Origin of the sequence: Saccharothrix sp. NRRL B-16314, from assembly GCF_000716595.1 — a bacterium.
Taxonomy (GTDB): Bacteria; Actinomycetota; Actinomycetes; order Mycobacteriales; family Pseudonocardiaceae; genus Actinosynnema.
On record NZ_JNXC01000003.1, the window covers coordinates 418,257 to 435,745 of the forward strand.

Sequence of the window (17,489 nt, forward strand, 5' to 3'; positions counted from 1 at the left end):
AACCGACAACCTCCCGTGAGTCGTCCACTCAGGCCACCCGTGTCCTACGTTCAGGACCCCCGAGTTCAACGCTCAGTACACCTGGGCGCAGCGCACGGACACCTGGGCGCAGCGCACGGACACCTGGGCGCAGCGCACGGACACCTGGGCGCAGCGCACGGACACCTGGGCGCAGCGCACGAACACCTGGGCTCGGCGCTCGGTAACCCCCGGCTCAGCGCTCGGTACATCCCGGGCTCGGCGTTCAGGCCCCCGCGGGCAACGCTCAGGAGTCGGCGTTGGCCTTCCGCCGGTCGAACTCCGGGTAGAACTTGCGCATCAGCGCGAACGTCTCGGCGAAGTCGAGTTGGCCCGACGTGGGCTGGTGGCCGATGAACGTATAAGTCAGCCGCGAGCCGAGGGCGGGGAAGAAGATTCGTGACGCGGTACCGGTCGCGCCCATTGCGATGACGATCATTTCGGTATCGTCGCCGGCGTTCAGCAAAAGGGATGCCAGGGTCTTCACATCGGCAGCCGACGTTGCCATCGTGGAGATTTTGACGATATCCGCACCGGCGGCTCGGGCGTCCCGGACAATGGCTTCGAGCGAGTCGATGTCGGGCGTGCGGTCGAAATTGTGGTACGACACGATCGACAACGCGTCATGCGCCCGCGCGGCACTGATCACGTCGGCCAGCACGCCACCCGACGACAGCTCGACGTCCACCGCGTCCACCAGCGGCGCGACGGCGCGGAACAGGTCGAGGCGCTCCTCCTCGGTGCCGCCCCAGCCACCGCCCTCGGCGGCCGAGCGCACGGTCGCCAGCACCGGCAGCCCCCGGAACGCGTGCACCTTTTCCAGCACGTGCCCGACATCGGTCCGCGAGAACCGGTCGATGCGCAATTCCGCCACGTCGACACCGGAAGCCAGCGCTTCCCGCGCCGCCCGCTCGCAGTCCTTGTCGTCGAAGCTCACCGCGACCAGGGGCACACCGCCGTCGACCAGCGCACGCATGGTATTCATTCGCGGGATCCTACACCGGCTCGCGGAACGGCCAGTGCGGTCAGTTGTGATGAGGCAGGTGGCCCAATTCGGACAACGGCGCGGGCACGGCGCTGAGCGCGTCGAGAATGCCCGCCTCGCGGTGCAGCACTTTCCGCACGAGCCGCAGTCGACGCGCCGGTGACGTCTCCTCCAGCAGCCGCTGCCGGTCCTCCAACGTCAGCAGGCAGTCACCCGCCAACGCGTACGCCAGGTCGGCCAACGCCGTGTCGGCGGCCGGCGGCCGGCGCGTCACGCTCTCGAACGCCACCTCCCGGTACCGCCCGTGCGCCGCCCGCGCGCTTTCCGCCAGCAGCGGCAGCACGGCTTCGACCTCCGGCGGCGCTTCCGTGTCCGGCAGCCACCGCACCGTCGCCACCAGGTACGGCGCGCTGTCCTCGTCCACGTCCAGCAGCCGGAACCGCCGACCGCCGACGGTGGTCAGGTCGTACCGGCCGTCGGGCAGTCGCCGCGCCTCCTGGAGCACGGCCGTGCACCCGACGTCGCACAGCGCCTCGACGTTCTCCGCGCCGACCTCCCACCCCTGCTTGATCGACACGACGCCGAACGTCCGCTCCGGCACCGCGCCCGTCACCAGGTCGACGGTCATCTGCCGGTAGCGGGGCTCGAACACGTGCAGCGGCAGGGACGCCCCGGGCATCAGCACGGTGCCCAGCGGGAACAAGGGGAGCGTCGTCGTCACGGACCCAAGCTACGGGTGGAAGGTGGCCGCAGCACGGCGAAGGGATCGGTGATCCGCATCTCCCCCGACGCGAACCGGAACAGCGCCGCCGGCCGACCACCGGACGGTCCGGGCTGCACGGTCCCGCCCGTCGGCTCCAGCAACCCCCGCCGGGACAGCACGCGCTGCAGGTTGGTCGCCGACACCTTGTACCCCAGCGCCGCGGAGTACAGCGAGCGCAACGCGGAGATGGTGAACTCCGGCGGCGCCAACGCGAAGCCGAGGTTCGTGTACGACAGCTTCGACGCCAGCCGGCTCCGGGCACGGCGGCAGATCGCCTGGTGGTCGAACGCCGTCGCGGGCAGCGCGTCCACCGGGTGCCACGCCGTGTCGGACGGCACCACCGGGTCGATGTGGGACGGCACCAAGCCGAGGAACGCGGTCGCCACGACCCGAGGGCCGGGCACCCGCGCGGGGTTGCTGAACACGGCCAGCTGCTCGACGTGTGACAGTTGTCGCACGTCGACTTTCTCCGCCAGCTGACGCCGGATCGACGTCTCCACGTCCTCGTACTCGCCCAGTCCGCCTCCGGGCAGTGACCAGCGGTGAGCGTGCGGCTCCCGTGCGCGCTCCCACAGCATGACCTGGAGTGATCCGGCTCTCACCTGGAGCACCGCGGCCAGTACTTCATGTCCCGCCAGTCCCACTCGGCTGATACTATCGGCCACGTTTTCGACCGATAGGCGAAAACCTGGCTCAAGGGAGGAACCATGGTCGCTACCGCCTACGTGGAGCGAACCTCCGACGGCGCCTACGACGGCATCGCGCCGGACGCCGCGTGGCGCGACGAGGTGCTGGAACTGGCGCGGGAGCGGGACGCGGTCATCCTGGCGCACAACTACCAGCTCCCCGAGATCCAGGACATCGCGCACCACACCGGTGACTCGCTGGCGCTGAGCCGCATCGCCGCTGCGAGCGACGCGTCGACCATCGTGTTCTGCGGTGTGCACTTCATGGCCGAGACGGCGAAGATCCTCGCGCCGCACAAGACGGTCCTGATCCCGGACGAGCGGGCGGGCTGCTCGCTGGCCGACTCGATCACGGGCGAGCAGCTGCGCGCGTGGAAGGCCGAGCACCCCGGCGCGGTGGTCGTCTCGTACGTCAACACGACGGCCGAGGTGAAGGCGGAGACGGACATCTGCTGCACCTCGTCCAACGCGGTCGACGTGGTGAAGTCGATCCCGGCGGATCGTGAGGTGCTGTTCCTGCCCGACCAGTACCTCGGCCAGCACGTGAAGCGCGAGACCGGCCGGGAGAACCTGCACATCTGGGCGGGCGAGTGCCACGTCCACGCGGGCATCAACGGTCCGGAGCTGGCGGCGCGCGCGGCGGCGAACCCGGAGGCGGACCTGTTCATCCACCCCGAGTGCGGCTGCGCCACGTCGGCGCTCTACCTGGCGGGCGAGGGCATCGTGCCCAGCGACAAGGTGAAGATCCTCTCGACCGGCGACATGATCACGGCCGCCCGGCGGACCAGCGCGAAGTCGGTGTTGGTGGCGACCGAGATCGGCATGCTGCACCAGCTGCGGCGGGCCGCGCCGGAGATCGACTTCCGGGCGGTGAACGACCGGGCGTCGTGCCGCTACATGAAGATGATCACCCCGGCGGCTCTGCTGCGCGGGCTGCGCGAGAACAAGGACGAGGTGCACGTCGACCCGGAGACCGCCGAGCGGGCCAGGGGCGCGGTGCAGCGCATGATCGAGATCGGGCAGCCCGGCGGCGGCGAATGAGCAACCCGCTGTGGGAGGCCAGGGCCGACCTGGTCGTGGTCGGCACCGGAGTGGCCGGCCTGACGGCGGCGCTGCGCGCCCGTGAGCTGGGGCTCCGGGTCCTGGTGCTGACCAAGGCGTCGGGCGAGGACGGCAACACCCGCTGGGCGCAGGGCGGTGTGGCCGTCGTGCTGCCCGGCGAGCACGACGAGGGCGACTCCGTGGACGCGCACGTGCGCGACACGCTGGTGGCCGGCGCGGGGCTGTGCGACGAGGCCGCCGTGCGGGCGATCATCGAGGGCGGACCGGCGGCGGTGGCCAGGCTGCGCGAGCGCGGCGCGGTGTTCGACGCCGCGCCGACCGGTGGGCTGGCCCGCACGCGGGAGGGCGGGCACAGCGCGTTCCGGGTGGTGCACGCGGGCGGTGACGCGACCGGCGCGGAGGTGGAGCGGGCGCTGCTGGCGGCGGCGTCCGACGGGCGGGTGCCGGTGCTGGAGCAGCACGTCGCCGTGGACGCGATCCGGACGCCGCTCGGCCAGGTCTGCGGGCTGCTCGTGCTGGACGGCAACGGCGTGCCCGGTGTGCTCAGCGCGCCCGCGGTGCTGCTGGCCAGCGGCGGCCTCGGCCAGCTCTACCAGGCCACGTCCAACCCGGAGGTGGCCACCGGTGACGGCCTGGCGCTCGCGTTGCGCGCGGGCGCGGTCGCGGCGGACGTCGAGTTCGTCCAGTTCCACCCGACCGTCCTCTACACCGGTCGCGGCGCGCGTGGCCGGTGCCCGCTGGTGACGGAGGCGGTGCGCGGCGAGGGCGCGGTGCTGGTCGACGCGCTCGGCGCGCGGGTCATGCGCGGCGTGCACCCGCAGGAGGACCTGGCGCCCCGGGACGTGGTCGCGGCGGCGATCACCCGGCACATGGCGGCCGGACCCGGCGGCGTGGACGACCACGTGTTCCTCGACGCCACGGGCATCTCCGACTTCGCGCGCCGGTTCCCGACCGTGCACGCGGCCTGCCTCCAGGCGGGCGTCGACCCGGCGCGCGAGCCGATCCCGGTGGCGCCCGCGGCGCACTTCGCGTGCGGCGGCGTGGTGTCCGATGTGGACGGACGAACGGGCGTGACCGGCCTGTACGCGGCGGGCGAGGTGGCCCGGACCGGGCTGCACGGCGCGAACCGGCTGGCGTCCAACAGCCTCCTGGAAGGCCTGGTCGTCGGCACGCGCGCGGCCGAGGCGGTCGCGGCGGACCTGGCGCTCAACGTGCTGGCCCGCTGCTCGGCCGCGGTCACCGCGGAGCTGCCGACGGCGCCGGTCGCGGCCCGGGACTCGTTGCAGCGGGTCATGTCCCGGTACGCGGCGATCGGCCGTGACGCCGAGGGCCTGGCCGTGGTCGGCTCGGTGCTCGACCTGTCCACTGCGGACCGCGTGCTGGACACCAGGGAACTGGTGGAGGACGCGGCGCTCACCGTGGCCGCGCGGGCGTTGATCGCGGCGGCGGCGGAACGCGAGGAGTCGCGCGGCTGCCACGTCCGCACCGATTTCACCGAGCGGGACGAGGTGCGCTGGCAGCGCAGCCAGGTCGTCCGGCTCAACCCGTCCGGCCAGCCGGTGCTGGCCGACCCGGTGGTCGAGATGGGAGTTGCTTGACAACCTCCCCTCCTCGACGGGAGGGGATTTCCGTCGGGCTCCCGCCCGGCAGTTCCTGCTTCTTCTCCCCGGGAAGGGAGGTTTCGCCGGATGCCTCGCCGACTAGCGTCGGGTCGGTCTTACTCCGGCTCCACAGGCTGTGACCACCTGCCCGGCGGCCAGGATGTTGCGCGCGGCGTCGACGTCGCGGTCGTGCGAAGCCCCGCAGCCGGGGCAGGTCCACCTACGCACCCGCAGCGGCAGCGTGTCGAGCAGGTAGCCGCAGTCCGAGCAGGTCTTCGAGCTGGGCAACCACCGGTCGACCACGACCAGGTCGCGGCCGTACGGTACCGAAACGCCCGCTTCACCACTCTCGACGACATGCCACACACGAGCGCCCCAGCTGATCAGTCCCTGCCGATGCGGTCGAGAGCATCGGTTCTCTCCCCGGCGTGAACGCCGGGGTATCCACCAACAGGAGCCCGGATGACTGTCCGAGACGGACTCGACCTGGACGACGTGCGCCGCGTGATCGCGACGGCGCTCGAAGAGGACCTGCGGTACGGCGCGGACGCGACGACGGAGGCCACCGTGCCCGCCGACGCGGTCGCGGTGGCGGAGTTGACGCCGCGCGTGGCCGGTGTGCTCGCGGGCATCCCGGTGGCGCTGGAGGTGTTCCGCCAGGTCACCGACGTGGAGGTGCTGGAACGGCGGGAGGACGGCGACAAGGCCGTGCCCGGCGAGCCCGCCCTGGTCCTGCGCGGACCGGTGCGCGGCCTGCTCACCGCCGAGCGCACCGCGTTGAACCTGCTCTGCCACCTGTCCGGCGTGGCCACGCTGACCGACGCGTGGGTGGCCGAGCTCGCCGGCACCAAGGCGCGCGTGCGCGATTCCCGCAAGACCCTGCCGGGTCTGCGGCTCCTGGAGAAGTACGCGGTGCGGTGCGGCGGCGGCGTCAACCACCGGCTCGGCCTCGGCGACGCCGTCCTGATCAAGGACAACCACGTGCGTGCCGCGGGTTCCGTGCGTGCCGCGATGGCCGCCGTGCGAGCACACGCGCCGAACCTGCCGTGCGAGGTCGAGGTCGACTCGCTGGACCAGCTGGACGAGGCCGTGGCCGAAGGCGCGGAACTGGTGCTGCTGGACAACTTCACCGTCGCCGACTGCGCGGAGGCCGTCCGGCGCGCCGGCGGCGTCCGACTGGAGGCGTCCGGGGGACTGACCCTGGCCGTGGCCAGGGCCTACGCGGAGACCGGTGTCGACTACCTGGCCGTCGGCGGCCTCACGCACTCCGCCCCGGCACTGGACCTGGGGCTGGACCTGCGCTGAGCCGCCGACAGGGGGTCGGACGCACCCGCGCCCGGGGCACTGGGCGCGGGTACGCCCTGGTCAGGTGTCGCGCCGCCGGGTCTCGTCCCGCCGCATGGTCTCGTCGCGCCGCATGGGCTGGTCGTCCTGCTCCACGTCGACGCGTTCCTTGCGGACTTCGCCGCGGATGTGCTGCTGCTCGGTGACGGTCTCCTTGTCCAACCGGACCTTCTCCACCGGCCTGGTCCTCTTCTCCACCACCGGCTCCTGCCGGCGCAGCGTCACCTCGGCTTCCTCCTCGGTGAACGCCGTCCCGGTCGGCTCGCCGTCGACGGGTTCGCGCACCACGCGGACCTCTTCGTGCGAGACCGGCACGGTGATGTCCTTCTGCTCGGTCACCACGTGCTTGACCAGCCGGACCCGGCCGCCCTGCACCTCGCGGGTGCCGACTTCGAGTTCTTCCTCGTACCGGGTGACCGAGTCGCCGGTGCGGGCCTGGTGCTTGCCCCGCTGCGCCGCGGTCTTCTGGTCAGCGGCCCTCTGGTCAGCGGCCTTCTGACCGGCGGCGGTCTGCCCGACCGTCTGCCCGGTGCTCTGCGCGGTGGTCTGCTCGGGCATCCGACCGGTTCCGCGGCCGGTCATCGTCTGATCGCCCGGCATGCGCTGCCCGGCCTGCCCGGTGGTCGTGCGGCCTCCCGCCATGGGCGCCGTGTCGGCGCGGCCCCGGCCCGTGAGCCGGTCGTGCTCGCCGGTGCGGTGGGACGGGATCAAGCCGTAGTACTCGTACAGCTCGTCCTGCTGCCGGTCGGACATGTGCTGGTCCGACACGTCGATCCGGGGTGCGTCCTTCACCTGCTGCTTGTCGACGGGCACGGTGACGACGCCGTTGCCCATGGTCGCGTCCTGGATCGGCACGAACGACTCCTTGAGACCGAACAGGCCGGTGTGCACCGAGGCCCACATCGGCCGACCGTCGCGGTCGTCGAGCCAGACCTGTTTCACCGAGCCGATGCGCTCACCGTGCTCGTCGATCACTTCGCAGTCGTACAGGCGGTCCACTTCGGCCTGGTTGATCATGGCCAAGGTCCCCTTCGCGTGGGTTTTTACTTCCGCGTATGGGTTCCCGGTGACAAGGGACACCTATTCGGCTGCCACCCGAACGTGTGATGGGGGTATCCCCCGAAAGATATTCAGAGACGCCGGTTGCCCAGCACGGGCAAGATCCGCCGCGCGTCCGTGACACTCTGGGTGTCGATTTCGGCCAGGACCAGGCCCGGTTCGCCGGCCAGCCGCTCGACCACGACACCCAGGGGTGAGACCACCGCGCTGAAGCCGATGCCCGTCGGCGCGCCGCCGTGGTCGACGCCCGGGTCGGCCTGGCCGCACGCCAGCACCCACGACGTGCAGTCCAGCGCCCTGGCGCGCACCAGCAGCTCCCACTGCTCCCGCTTGCCCGGCCCGGCGCCCCACGACGCGCACAGCAGCACGGCCGTCGCGCCCCGGTCCGCCAGCGCCCGGAACAGCTCCGGGAACCGCACGTCGTAGCACGTGGCCAGGCCGAACGCGACGCCGTCGACCTCCACCACCACGGGCTCGGAGCCGGGCGCGACGGTGCGCGACTCGGCGAAGCCGAACGCGTCGAACAAGTGGATCTTGTCGTACCCCTGGTGCCGCCCGCCGCCGGTGACCAGCAGGGTGTTCGCTACCCGGCCGTCCGGCGCGGGGGTGAACATGCCCGCCACGACGACCACGCCGTGCTCTTCGGCGATGTCGCGCACCGCGCTCGCCCACGGCCCGTCCAACGGCTCGGCCACCGGACCGAGCGCCACCCCGAACCTGCACATCGTGGCCTCGGGGAACACCACCACCCGCGCACCGCCGGTCACCGCGCGTTTGGTCTCCGAACGCACCAGGTCGAGGTTCGCCGTCGGATCGGTGGAGGAGTTGATCTGACAGAGGGCGACACGCATGCCACCCACTCTAGGTAGTGTCGGGACTCGTGCGCCCCCTATTGCCCCTTGTCGTCACAGCCGTCCTTGCCGTCGCGGGGTGCACCGGTACGACGACATCGAACGCCGAGGGCACCGCGGACGGCAGCGCGCTCGTGCTGGCCGACCCGGTCGAGCCGACCACGCTGAACCCGCTGCTCGGCTACGGCCGCGAGGGCGTGTCCAAGCTGTACGACGGCCTGGTGGAGCACCGCGCGGACGGCTCGGTGCGACCCCAGCTGGCGGTCGACGCGCCGACGCCCGCCGCGGACGGGCTGAGCTGGACGGTCAAGCTGCGCGACGACGTCAAGTTCGCGGACGGCACGACGTTCGGCCCCGAGGACGTCGTGGCCACCTACCGCGCGCTGCTGGACCCGGCGTCCGGCTCGACCGAGCGCGCCGCGTACCCGGAGCTGACCGGCGTGACGCAGCTGGACGTGCGCACGGTGCGGTTCACGCTGGCCAGGCCGTGGGCGGCGTTCCCGCACATGCTCGTGCTCGGCATCCTGCCCAGCGAAGCGCTCGGCGTGCCGCTGCGCGACGTCCAGCCCGTCGGCACCGGCCCGTACCGGCTGGTGGACTGGCGCAAGGGCGAGCGGATGGTGCTGGAGGCCAACGCCTCGTACTTCGGCGGCGAGCCGCAGATCCGCAAGCTGACCGTGGTGTTCGTGCCGGACGACAACACCAGGGCCCAGCGCATGCAGGCCGGTGAGTTCGACGGCACGGTGCTGCCGCCTCGCCTGGCCGCGTCCTTCGGCACCGCGAACGGCATGCGGGTGGTCACCCACCGCAGCGCCGACCTGCGTGCCGTCACCCTGCCGACCGGCCCGGTCACGGGAGACGCCGCGATCCGGATGGCGTTGAACCACGCGGTCAACCGCAAGGGCATGGTCGACAACCTGCTGGGCGGCAAGGGCACGCCGGTGAGCACGCCGGTGCCGGACACGCTGCCGGAGTTCGTCGAGACCGCCGCGCGGTTCGAGCACGACAAGGCGCAGGCCGAGCTGCTGCTCGACCAGGCGGGCTGGGTGCGCGGCGCGGACGGCGTGCGCGCGCGGAACGGCGTGCCGGCCCGGTTCACCCTGATGTACCCGATCGGCGACGTGGTGCGCGCCGACCTGGCCACCGCGTTCGCCGCGGACGCCAAGGCGGTCGGTGTCGACGTGCAGCTGGCGGGCCTGAGCTGGGAGGCCGTCACGCCCCGGCTCGGCGCGGACGCGCTGCTGCACGGCGGCGGCACCCCGTTCGACCCGGACCTGATGACCTACGGGCCGCTGCACACCGGCAACCCGTGGGGCTACTCGAACCCGCAGGTCGACGCGGCCCTGGACACGGGGCGCTCGCAGCTGGACCCGGCCCAGCGGGCGGCGGCGTACAAGCAGTTCCAGCGGGCGTACGAGGCGGCTCCCGGCATGGTGGTGCTGGCTTCGGTGCGGCACACGTACGTGATGCGGGAGAACTGGATCGGCTACCAGGAGGTCGTGGACCCGTACGCCCACGGCGCGCTGTCCTGGGGCCCCTGGTGGAACCTGGAGAAGTGGACGCCCCGATGACGATCTTCCTCGACTCTGCCGGATCCTCGCTGCCGCCGGAGGAGGTGACGGACGAGGTCGTCGGTCACCTGCGCCGGGAAGCCGAGATCGGGGGCTACGTCGCCGCGCGGGAACGCCAGGACGACCTGGAAGCCGGGTACGGGGTGTTCGCCGAGCTGCTGGGCGCCGAACCGGACGAGGTCGCGTTCACCGACAGCGCCACCCGCGCCTGGCTGACCGCGTTCGACGCCGTGCCGCTGGCCGCCGGCGACCGGGTGCTGTACAGCGAGGCCGAGTACGCGGGCACCGCGATCCCCATCCTGCGCCGGACGCGCGAGGTGGGCGCGGTCGCCGAGGCGGTGCCGTCCGACTCGTCCGGGCAGATCGACGTCGGCGCGTTGAAGGAGATGCTGGACGAGCGGGTCAAGCTCGTGTCGCTGGTGCACGTGCCGACCAACAGCGGCCTGGTGAACCCGGCCCGCGAGGTCGCCGACGCGGCGCACGACGTGGGCGCGCTGGTGCTGCTGGACGCGTGCCAGTCCATCGGGCAGATGCCGGTGCGCGCGGACGAGCTGGGCGTCGACCTGATCAGCTGCACCGGTCGGAAGTGGCTGCGCGGCCCGCGTGGCACCGGTGCGCTGGTGGTGCGCCGTGAAGCGGCCCGGCGGATGCGGCCGAGGCTGGTCGACCTGCACAGCGCCGAGTGGGTCGGCCCGCACGACATCCGGCTGCGCGAGGACGCCAGGGTCTACGAGATCTGGGAGACGGACGTCGCCGCCCGGCTCGGCCTCATCGCCGCGGGCAGGTACGCGCTGGCCAAGGGCCTGGACGTGATCGAACGCGAGGTGGCCGACCGCGCGGGCCGGCTGCGCGCCGGGCTGGGCGCGCTGCCGGGCGTCACCGTGCGGGACGTGGGCGAGCGCATGTCGGGCATCGTCACGTTCACCGTGGACGGTCTCGGCGCGACCGAGGTGCGCGACCGCCTGGCGGCCGACGGCGTCACGGTCACCGTCAGCGTGGCGTCCTCCACCCTGTTGGACATGACCCGGCGCGGGCTGGACGAGGTGGTGCGGGCGTCGCCCCACTACTTCGTCCAGCCCGAGCAGGTGGATCAGGCCGTCGAGGCCGTCAGCAGGTGCGCCCGGTGATGCGCGGGACGCAGTCGGAGTAGTCCAGCAGCAGCTGGACCGCCGTGTCGTTGCGCGAGGTCTGCGCCGCGATCACGGTGTCGCGCGGGTAGAAGCCGCTGGTGCCGCTCGCCGACCTGGGGTACATCTCGAACGTGTAGCTCCAGATCTTGTGCGCGGCCCACATCCAGTCGTCCACGCTGCCGTCGGTGATGTACAGGTCGCTGGCCTGCTGCGGCGTGTACCCGTTCAGCGACGCCATCCGCCGGCCCATGGTCTGGAACACGTTGGCCTGGGTGGCGTCCAGGCCGGCGGCGGTGTCGGCGTACGTGTAGCCGTACGGCCAGAGGATCAGCTCCGAGTACGTGTGCCAGTCGATGTGCGACTTGATCTGCTGCACACCGCCGACCACGCGCGTGCCCACGAAGTCGCGCACCCTGGCCGTCTCCGGCGCGGAGAACGCGGACGTGCCGCGGTACGTGTCGCTGGACCCGCTGCCGCTGGAGCCGCCGCAGCAGCCCCACTGGTAGCCCCAGTTGCGGTTCGGGTCGGTGCCGACCGCGGTGGAGTTCGGCTGCCGGTTCTTCCGCCACGCGCGGAACGAGCCGGTCGCGATGTCGTACTCCGCGCCGTCCGGGTTGACGCTGGGGATGACCCAGATCTCCCGGCTGTCGACCGCGCTCCTGACCGCCGAGTCGGACGCGTAGTTGTCCGTGTACCGCTTGATGATGTGCAGGCACATCTCCACGGTCAGGTGCTCCCGCGCGTGCTGGTTGCAGGTGAACAGCACCTCGGGCTCGGCCTCGTCCGCGGCCGGGTTGTCGCTGATCTTGATCATCCACAGGTCCCGGTTCTGGTACGACTTGCCGATGCTGCGCATCGTGACCAGGTTCGGGTGGTCGCGGACGGTCTGGTTCAGCTCGGTGACCATCTCGGCGTAGTTGTGGTACCCGGCGTAGCCGGACGGGAAGTCCTGCGTGCCGACCTGCGGGTCGGTGAAGTCCGCCTTGCCGAGGCCCGCGAGCTGGGCGTCGGCGTCGCCGGTGTTCTTCATCGGCAGCCCGGTCGCGCGAAGCGCCCGTTGCTGCCGCGGTTCGGCGATGACGGTCAACCGGTCGCCGTCCTGGCCGAGGACGTCGACGCCGGTCCGCGCGACCTCCGTCCGCGCCTCGGGGGTGGTCGCGGTGATCTCGAAGACCGTCCGCTGGTTCTGCTCGGTCGCGGGCTGTGCCGACCCGGGGTGCACGGGGAGCACCAGGGTCACGCTCGCTACCAGTGCGGCGGCCACGAGGCCGCGGCGCTTGGTGAACATCAAGCCTCCATCATCAGCAGGGTTGCGACGGAGAGGTGCAGCACCGAAGGGTGCACACGCAGCGTGGCCCCGCGGTCACGGATCGAGGTAGCCCCCGTTTGTCGGGTTCGCCGCCACGGCCCGGGGTGACAGTTGACGGAATTCGGCACCGCTTACCCTTGGAGGCATGCTCAACCGCATCGACCTGCGAGGTCGGGTCCCGTCACCGGCAGAACTGCGTGCCGCGCTACCGCGCGCCGAGGTCGACGTGGACGCGGTGCTGCATCATGTCCGGCCTTTGGTGGACGACGTGCGCGAACGGGGCGTCGAAGCCGTGCTGGAGCACGGCGAGAAGTTCGACAAGGTCCGGCCCGCCTCGATCCGCGTGCCCGCGTCCGAGCTGGAGCGCGCGCTGTCCGAGCTGGACCCGGCCGTGCGCGCCGCGCTGGAGGAGTCCATCGCGCGCGCCCGCAAGGTCCACGCCGACCAGCGCCGGGTCGACACGACCACGCAGGTCGTGCCCGGCGGCACGGTGACCGAGCGCTGGGTGCCGGTGTCCCGCGTCGGCCTGTACGCGCCCGGCGGCCTGGCCGTCTACCCGTCCAGCGTGGTGATGAACGTGGTGCCGGCGCAGCTCGCGGGCGTCGAGTCGCTGGTGGTCTGCTCGCCGCCGCAGGCCGAGTTCGACGGCCTGCCCCACCCGACGATCATGGCCGCCGCCGCGCTGCTCGGCGTGACCGAGGTGTGGGCCGTCGGCGGTGCGCTCGCGGTCGCCCTGCTCGCCTACGGCGGCACGGACACCGACGGCGGCGCCCTGGACCCGGTCGACCTGGTCACCGGTCCCGGCAACATCTACCTGACCGCCGCCAAGCGCCTGCTGCGCGGCCTGATCGGCATCGACTCCGAGGCCGGGCCGACCGAGATCGCGATCCTGGCCGACGAGACGGCCGACCCGGTGCACGTGGCCGCCGACCTGATCAGCCAGGCCGAGCACGACACGCTGGCCGCGAGCGTGCTGGTCACCACGTCCGAGTCCCTCGCGGACGCCGTGGACACCGAGCTGGACCGCCAGACCGCCGCGACCAAGCACAGCGAACGGGTGCGGACGGCGTTGCGGGGCAGGCAGTCCGGCACCGTCCTCGTGTCCACTGTGGACGAAGGCCTGCGGGTGGTCGACGTGTACGCCGCCGAGCACCTGGAGATCCAGACCGCTTCGGCCCGCGAGGTCGCCGCCCGCGTGCGCGCGGCCGGTGCGATCTTCGTCGGGCCGCACTCGCCGGTGTCGCTGGGCGACTACTGCGCGGGCTCCAACCACGTGCTGCCGACCGGCGGCTGCGCGCGGCACTCGTCCGGGCTGTCGGTGCAGACGTTCCTGCGCGGCATCCACGTGATCGACTACAGCGAGGACGCGCTGCGCGAGGTCGCGTCGCACGTCGTGGCGCTGGCCGACGCCGAGGACCTGCCCGCGCACGGCCAGGCCGTCACGGCGAGGTTCCGCCGGTGAAGCCGATCGGATCGCGGGTGGAGCTGGTCGACCTCCCCCTGCGCGACGACCTGCGCGGCCGGACGCCCTACGGCGCGCCGCAGCTCGACGTGCCCGTGCGGCTGAACACGAACGAGAACCCCTACCCGCCCACGCCCGCCCTGGTGGCGGACGTGGTGCGGGAGGTGGCCGCCATCGCCGGCGAGCTGCACCGCTACCCGGACCGGGACGCGGTGGCGCTGCGCGAGGACCTGGCCGCGTACCTGGCGTCGTCCACTGGCGTGCCGCTGACCTCGGCGAACCTGTGGGCCGCCAACGGGTCGAACGAGGTGTTGCAGCAGATACTGCAGGCGTTCGGCGGCCACGGCCGGACGGCGCTGGGCTTCGAGCCGTCGTACTCGATGCACCCGATCATCGCGGCCGGCACCCGCACCGAGTGGGTGCCGACGCCCCGGCGCGCCGACTTCTCGCTGGACGTGGAGCGCGCGGCGGAGATCGTCGCCGCGCGCGCACCGGACGTGGTGTTCGTGACCAGCCCGAACAACCCGACCGGCCAGAGCCTGCCGGTGTCCGACCTGCGCGTGCTGATCGAGGCCTCGCCGGGGATGGTCGTGGTGGACGAGGCGTACGTCGAGTTCTCGTCGCGGGAGAGCGCGGTCGTGCTGCTCGACGACTACCCGGCCAAGCTGATCGTGAGCCGGACCATGAGCAAGGCGTTCGCGTTCGCCGGCGGCCGGCTGGGCTACCTCGCCGCCGCTCCCGCCGTGGTGGACGCGTTGCAGCTCGTGCGGCTGCCGTACCACCTGTCGGCGTTGACCCAGGCCGCCGCCAGGGCGTCGCTGCGGCACGCGTCCGAGACGCTGGGGTCGGTGGCGCTGCTCGCGGCCGAGCGCGACCGGGTGATGGACTCGTTGGCGGGACTCGGGTTCTCGGTGGTGCGCAGTGACGCGAACTTCGTCCTGTTCGGGTGGTTCGAGGACTCGCACGCCACGTGGCGGTCGTACCTGGAACGCGGTGTGCTGATCAGGGACGTCGGCATCGTCGGACATCTGCGGGTGACGGTCGGTACTCCGGAGGAGAACGACGCGTTCCTCGCGGCGAGCAAGGAGGTTGGCCGGTGAGCCGGGTCGGCAAGGTGGAGCGGACCACCAGGGAATCGTCGGTGTACGTCGAGATCGACCTCGACGGCACCGGGAAGGTCGAGATCGGCACGGGCGTGCCGTTCTACGACCACATGCTCACCGCGCTGGGCGTGCACGGGTCGTTCGACCTGGTCGTGCGGGCGACAGGTGACGTGGAGATCGACGCGCACCACACCGTGGAGGACGTGGCGATCGTGCTCGGCCAGGCGTTGCGGGAGGCGTTGGGGGACAAGGCGGGCATCCGCCGGTTCGGCGACGCGTGGATCCCGATGGACGAGACGCTGGCGCACGCGGCGGTGGACGTGTCGGGGCGGCCGTACTGCGTGCACGTGGGCGAGCCGGAGCAGTTCAACTCGTTCACGATCGGTGGGAACTACCCGTTCGTGCTGAACCGGCACGTGTTCGACTCGCTGGCGTTCCACGCGGGCATCGCGCTGCACGTCCGGGTGGAGTACGGCCGGGACCCGCACCACATCACCGAGGCGGAGTTCAAGGCGGTCGCCCGCGCCCTCCGCGCCGCCGTCGAACCCGACCCGCGCGTGGGGGGCGTCCCGTCCACCAAGGGCGTCCTCTAGTGCCCAAGGAATACGTGGTCATCGGCCTGCTGGCGGTGGCGGGCTTCCTGATCGGCGGCGTCTACAGCACCTGGAAGACCGCCCGCGGTCTGGCGGTCATCCTCCTGGTGCTGACCGTCGTCACCGCCGGCGCCGCCGTCACCTGGCTCCTCTGACCGCGTTCCGAGCGTTGAATTCGGGGGTCCGGAATGTAGGACTCACGTGACGCGAACGTAGGACTCACGCCAACCCGCGTGAGTCCTACGTTCCGGACCCGTGAGTCCTACATTCGGAACCCCCGAGTTCAACGCTCCGGTCGTGGCGGGTTTGGCTGTCTGCGTATGGTTGGTCACATGTCGTCACCGGGTGAGGCAACCATCACCGTCGGTCGTCCTCGGGAGCGCGCCGATGCCGCCCGCAACCGGGCCCGCGTGCTCGCCGCTGCGGAGGAGGTGTTCGAGGCCGCGGGTGGGGCCGTCGGCGTGACGATGGAGGACATCGCCAGGGCCGCCGGCGTGGGTCGGGCCACGCTCTACCGGCGCTACCCGGACACGACCTCGATCGCGCAGGCGCTGCTGGACGAGCACGAGCGCGAGATCCAGGACCGCATCCTCAGCGGGCCGCCGCCGCTGGGCCCGGGAGCACCGCCGGACGAGCGGCTGGCCGCGTTCTACCGGGCCATGGTCGGCCTGCTGGAACGGCACCTGCACCTGGTCCTCGGCGCGGAGACGGGCCGGGCGCGGTTCCGGGCCGGCGCCTACGGCTTCTGGCGGCGGCACGTGGCCGCGCTGGTCGACGGCGCCCCGACAGCCGTCGTCGACGCCCTGATGGCGCCGCTCGCCCCCGAGGTCTACCAGTACCAAAGACAGGTGCGCGGCCTCGGACCGGACGAGGTGGTCGCGGGCCTCGACTGGCTCACGAGACGTGTTCTCGCAGGTAACTAGCCGGCACGGCGGCAGTCAGCCACACGCCGTTCGCGCTCACCCGGAACACGTGGCCGTCCGCCGACATGGCCGCGGCGTCGACCACCAGCACCACCGGCTTCCCCCGGCGCGACCCGACCCGCACCGCCGTCTCGACGGTCGGGGACAGGTGCACGTCGTGCCGCGCCATCGGCCGCAGCCCGTCGCGGAAGATGTCGGGCAGGTACCGGCCGATCGTCCCGTGGTACAGCTCGGCGGGCGGCTCGGCCACCGGCAGGTCCAACGACACCGCCACGGTGTGCCCCTGACTGGCCCGGATGCGCTCGTCCTCGATCGCGAACCGCTGCTTGTCGTTGCCCTCCACCACCTCCAGCACCTGCTCCCTGGTCACGCCCAGGGCGCGCACGAAGTCGTCCAGGTCGACCCAGCCGGCCGCGTCGAGCGTCAGCCCGACCCTCTCCGGCGCGTGGCGCAGGGCCTTGGACATCCGCTTCGACAAGTGGACCATCTGCTTCTCTTGCACGACTCCCAGTGCAGCACGGCCGCACAACCAAATATCAGGTGCCGCCCTCCACGGCGGGCTTGAGCTTCGGCGCACCGGGACCGTCCACGGCCTGCTCGTCGTCGAGGTTGTGCAGCGAGCAGCTCCGCAGCGACAGGCAGCCGCACCCGATGCACGACGTCAGCCGGTCGCGCAGCCGCCGCAGCGCGTCGATCCGCGCGTCCAGCTCGACCTGCCAGTTGGCGGACAGCCTGCTCCAGTCGGACTTGGTCGGCGTGCGGTTGTCCGGCAGCGTCGCCAGCGCGTCGTGCACGTCCTCCAGCGACAACCCCACCCGCTGCGCCGTGCGGATGAACGCCAACCGCCGCAGCACGTGCCGCGGGTAGCGGCGCTGGTTGCCCGTGGTCCGCTCGGACGCGATCAGCCCCCGCTCCTCGTAGAACCTGAGCGCGGTGTGCGGCACGCCGCTGCGTTCGGCCACCTGACCGATGGTCAACATCTCCGGCAACTTGCTCACGTGCCCATCCTATGGGTTGACCTCGACCTAA

Annotated in this window: 19 protein-coding genes; 10 read left to right on the plus strand and 9 right to left on the minus strand. The window is 71.9% G+C overall.

Features of this window, described 5'->3' with window-relative positions; translation table 11 throughout:
* Window positions 1-265: 265 nt before the first annotated feature.
* From aroD to OQ02_RS09055, 3 genes are read right to left on the minus strand one after another with little or no spacing between them, the layout of a single operon-like run.
* On the minus strand, window positions 266-1,003 hold the full coding sequence (aroD, locus tag OQ02_RS09045) for a type I 3-dehydroquinate dehydratase (protein WP_081915478.1): 738 nt from the start codon (window positions 1,001-1,003) through the stop codon (window positions 266-268).
* 40 nt (window positions 1,004-1,043) lie between these two features.
* Window positions 1,044-1,724 (minus strand): LON peptidase substrate-binding domain-containing protein, encoded by a 681-nt coding sequence (locus tag OQ02_RS09050; RefSeq protein WP_033437786.1) that lies wholly within the window; start codon window positions 1,722-1,724, stop codon window positions 1,044-1,046.
* Window positions 1,721-2,410 (minus strand): NUDIX hydrolase, encoded by a 690-nt coding sequence (locus tag OQ02_RS09055; RefSeq protein ID WP_033437787.1) that lies wholly within the window; start codon window positions 2,408-2,410, stop codon window positions 1,721-1,723. The genes OQ02_RS09050 and OQ02_RS09055 overlap by 4 nt, the downstream gene beginning before the upstream one ends.
* Window positions 2,411-2,473: 63 nt before the next feature.
* Between OQ02_RS09055 and nadA the strand changes: the two genes are divergently transcribed.
* Together nadA and OQ02_RS09065 are read left to right on the plus strand one after the other, a co-directional pair.
* Window positions 2,474-3,493: a quinolinate synthase NadA gene (gene nadA, locus OQ02_RS09060; RefSeq protein ID WP_033437788.1), complete on the plus strand. Its 1,020-nt coding sequence runs from the start codon at window positions 2,474-2,476 to the stop codon at window positions 3,491-3,493.
* Window positions 3,490-5,112 carry an L-aspartate oxidase gene (locus OQ02_RS09065; protein WP_033437789.1) on the plus strand — a complete coding sequence of 541 codons (1,623 nt, stop codon included), beginning with the start codon at window positions 3,490-3,492 and terminating at the stop codon, window positions 5,110-5,112. Before nadA ends, OQ02_RS09065 begins: the two co-directional genes overlap by 4 nt.
* Before the next feature lie 102 nt (window positions 5,113-5,214).
* On the opposite strand, the gene OQ02_RS42265 is transcribed toward OQ02_RS09065, so the two are convergent.
* Window positions 5,215-5,481 carry a zinc ribbon domain-containing protein gene (locus OQ02_RS42265; protein ID WP_033437790.1) on the minus strand — a complete coding sequence of 89 codons (267 nt, stop codon included), beginning with the start codon at window positions 5,479-5,481 and terminating at the stop codon, window positions 5,215-5,217.
* 96 nt (window positions 5,482-5,577) lie between these two features.
* Here OQ02_RS42265 and nadC point away from each other — a divergent pair, with 96 nt between their 5' ends.
* A complete protein-coding gene (nadC, locus tag OQ02_RS09075) occupies window positions 5,578-6,420 on the plus strand; it encodes a carboxylating nicotinate-nucleotide diphosphorylase (protein WP_033437791.1) in 843 nt (280 codons plus the stop codon).
* A 60-nt stretch (window positions 6,421-6,480) separates the two neighbouring features.
* On the opposite strand, the gene OQ02_RS09080 is transcribed toward nadC, so the two are convergent.
* Both OQ02_RS09080 and OQ02_RS09085 read right to left on the minus strand, forming a co-directional pair.
* A complete protein-coding gene (locus OQ02_RS09080; protein ID WP_033437792.1) occupies window positions 6,481-7,476 on the minus strand; it encodes a DUF2382 domain-containing protein in 996 nt (331 codons plus the stop codon).
* Between the two features lie 113 nt (window positions 7,477-7,589).
* Window positions 7,590-8,369: a carbon-nitrogen hydrolase family protein gene (locus OQ02_RS09085; RefSeq protein ID WP_033437793.1), complete on the minus strand. Its 780-nt coding sequence runs from the start codon at window positions 8,367-8,369 to the stop codon at window positions 7,590-7,592.
* A gap of 29 nt (window positions 8,370-8,398) precedes the next feature.
* Between OQ02_RS09085 and OQ02_RS09090 the strand changes: the two genes are divergently transcribed.
* Window positions 8,399-9,940 (plus strand): ABC transporter substrate-binding protein, encoded by a 1,542-nt coding sequence (locus tag OQ02_RS09090; protein WP_033437794.1) that lies wholly within the window; start codon window positions 8,399-8,401, stop codon window positions 9,938-9,940.
* Window positions 9,937-11,067, plus strand: coding sequence for an aminotransferase class V-fold PLP-dependent enzyme (locus OQ02_RS09095; RefSeq protein WP_051772098.1), 1,131 nt, complete (start codon window positions 9,937-9,939; stop codon window positions 11,065-11,067). Before OQ02_RS09090 ends, OQ02_RS09095 begins: the two co-directional genes overlap by 4 nt.
* On the opposite strand, the gene OQ02_RS09100 is transcribed toward OQ02_RS09095, so the two are convergent.
* Window positions 11,048-12,358 (minus strand): M14 family metallopeptidase, encoded by a 1,311-nt coding sequence (locus tag OQ02_RS09100; RefSeq protein ID WP_033437796.1) that lies wholly within the window; start codon window positions 12,356-12,358, stop codon window positions 11,048-11,050. The genes OQ02_RS09095 and OQ02_RS09100 overlap by 20 nt on opposite strands.
* Before the next feature lie 166 nt (window positions 12,359-12,524).
* Here OQ02_RS09100 and hisD point away from each other — a divergent pair, with 166 nt between their 5' ends.
* The 5 genes from hisD (at window position 12,525) to OQ02_RS09120 (ending at window position 16,460) form a co-directional block, all read left to right on the plus strand.
* A complete protein-coding gene (hisD, locus tag OQ02_RS09105) occupies window positions 12,525-13,841 on the plus strand; it encodes a histidinol dehydrogenase (RefSeq protein WP_033437797.1) in 1,317 nt (438 codons plus the stop codon).
* Entirely contained in the window at window positions 13,838-14,941 is a 1,104-nt protein-coding gene (locus OQ02_RS09110) for a histidinol-phosphate transaminase (RefSeq protein WP_051772060.1), read from the plus strand. The genes hisD and OQ02_RS09110 overlap by 4 nt, the downstream gene beginning before the upstream one ends.
* Window positions 14,938-15,537 (plus strand): imidazoleglycerol-phosphate dehydratase HisB, encoded by a 600-nt coding sequence (gene hisB / locus OQ02_RS09115; RefSeq protein ID WP_033437798.1) that lies wholly within the window; start codon window positions 14,938-14,940, stop codon window positions 15,535-15,537. Before OQ02_RS09110 ends, hisB begins: the two co-directional genes overlap by 4 nt.
* A complete protein-coding gene (locus tag OQ02_RS44725; protein ID WP_197043255.1) occupies window positions 15,537-15,692 on the plus strand; it encodes a hypothetical protein in 156 nt (51 codons plus the stop codon). Before hisB ends, OQ02_RS44725 begins: the two co-directional genes overlap by 1 nt.
* A 177-nt stretch (window positions 15,693-15,869) precedes the next feature.
* Window positions 15,870-16,460: a TetR/AcrR family transcriptional regulator gene (locus OQ02_RS09120; RefSeq protein ID WP_051772061.1), complete on the plus strand. Its 591-nt coding sequence runs from the start codon at window positions 15,870-15,872 to the stop codon at window positions 16,458-16,460.
* Here OQ02_RS09120 and OQ02_RS09125 read toward each other — a convergent pair.
* Both OQ02_RS09125 and soxR read right to left on the minus strand, forming a co-directional pair.
* The gene (locus tag OQ02_RS09125; protein ID WP_033437799.1) at window positions 16,432-16,962 is read right to left on the minus strand and encodes an RNA 2'-phosphotransferase; all 531 of its coding nucleotides are present in this window, start codon (window positions 16,960-16,962) and stop codon (window positions 16,432-16,434) included. The two genes, OQ02_RS09120 and OQ02_RS09125, sit on opposite strands and share 29 nt — an antisense overlap.
* Window positions 16,963-16,996: 34 nt before the next feature.
* Window positions 16,997-17,440 (minus strand): redox-sensitive transcriptional activator SoxR, encoded by a 444-nt coding sequence (gene soxR / locus OQ02_RS09130; protein WP_442973597.1) that lies wholly within the window; start codon window positions 17,438-17,440, stop codon window positions 16,997-16,999.
* Window positions 17,441-17,489: the final 49 nt, after the last annotated feature.

Excerpts from the sequence above, each read along its gene's own strand:
- soxR (WP_442973597.1), bottom strand. The coding sequence starts at position 17,440 with ATGTTGACCATCGGTCAGGTGGCCGAACGCAGCGGCGTGCCGCACACC.
- OQ02_RS09120 (WP_051772061.1), top strand. The coding sequence starts at position 15,870 with ATGTCGTCACCGGGTGAGGCAACCATCACCGTCGGTCGTCCTCGGGAG.
- OQ02_RS09095 (WP_051772098.1), top strand. The coding sequence starts at position 9,937 with ATGACGATCTTCCTCGACTCTGCCGGATCCTCGCTGCCGCCGGAGGAG.
- OQ02_RS09080 (WP_033437792.1), bottom strand. The coding sequence starts at position 7,476 with ATGATCAACCAGGCCGAAGTGGACCGCCTGTACGACTGCGAAGTGATC.
- hisD (WP_033437797.1), top strand. The coding sequence starts at position 12,525 with ATGCTCAACCGCATCGACCTGCGAGGTCGGGTCCCGTCACCGGCAGAA.
- OQ02_RS09100 (WP_033437796.1), bottom strand. The coding sequence starts at position 12,358 with ATGTTCACCAAGCGCCGCGGCCTCGTGGCCGCCGCACTGGTAGCGAGC.
- aroD (WP_081915478.1), bottom strand. The coding sequence starts at position 1,003 with ATGAATACCATGCGTGCGCTGGTCGACGGCGGTGTGCCCCTGGTCGCG.
- nadC (WP_033437791.1), top strand. The coding sequence starts at position 5,578 with ATGACTGTCCGAGACGGACTCGACCTGGACGACGTGCGCCGCGTGATC.
- nadA (WP_033437788.1), top strand. The coding sequence starts at position 2,474 with ATGGTCGCTACCGCCTACGTGGAGCGAACCTCCGACGGCGCCTACGAC.
- OQ02_RS09065 (WP_033437789.1), top strand. The coding sequence starts at position 3,490 with ATGAGCAACCCGCTGTGGGAGGCCAGGGCCGACCTGGTCGTGGTCGGC.
- OQ02_RS09085 (WP_033437793.1), bottom strand. The coding sequence starts at position 8,369 with ATGCGTGTCGCCCTCTGTCAGATCAACTCCTCCACCGATCCGACGGCG.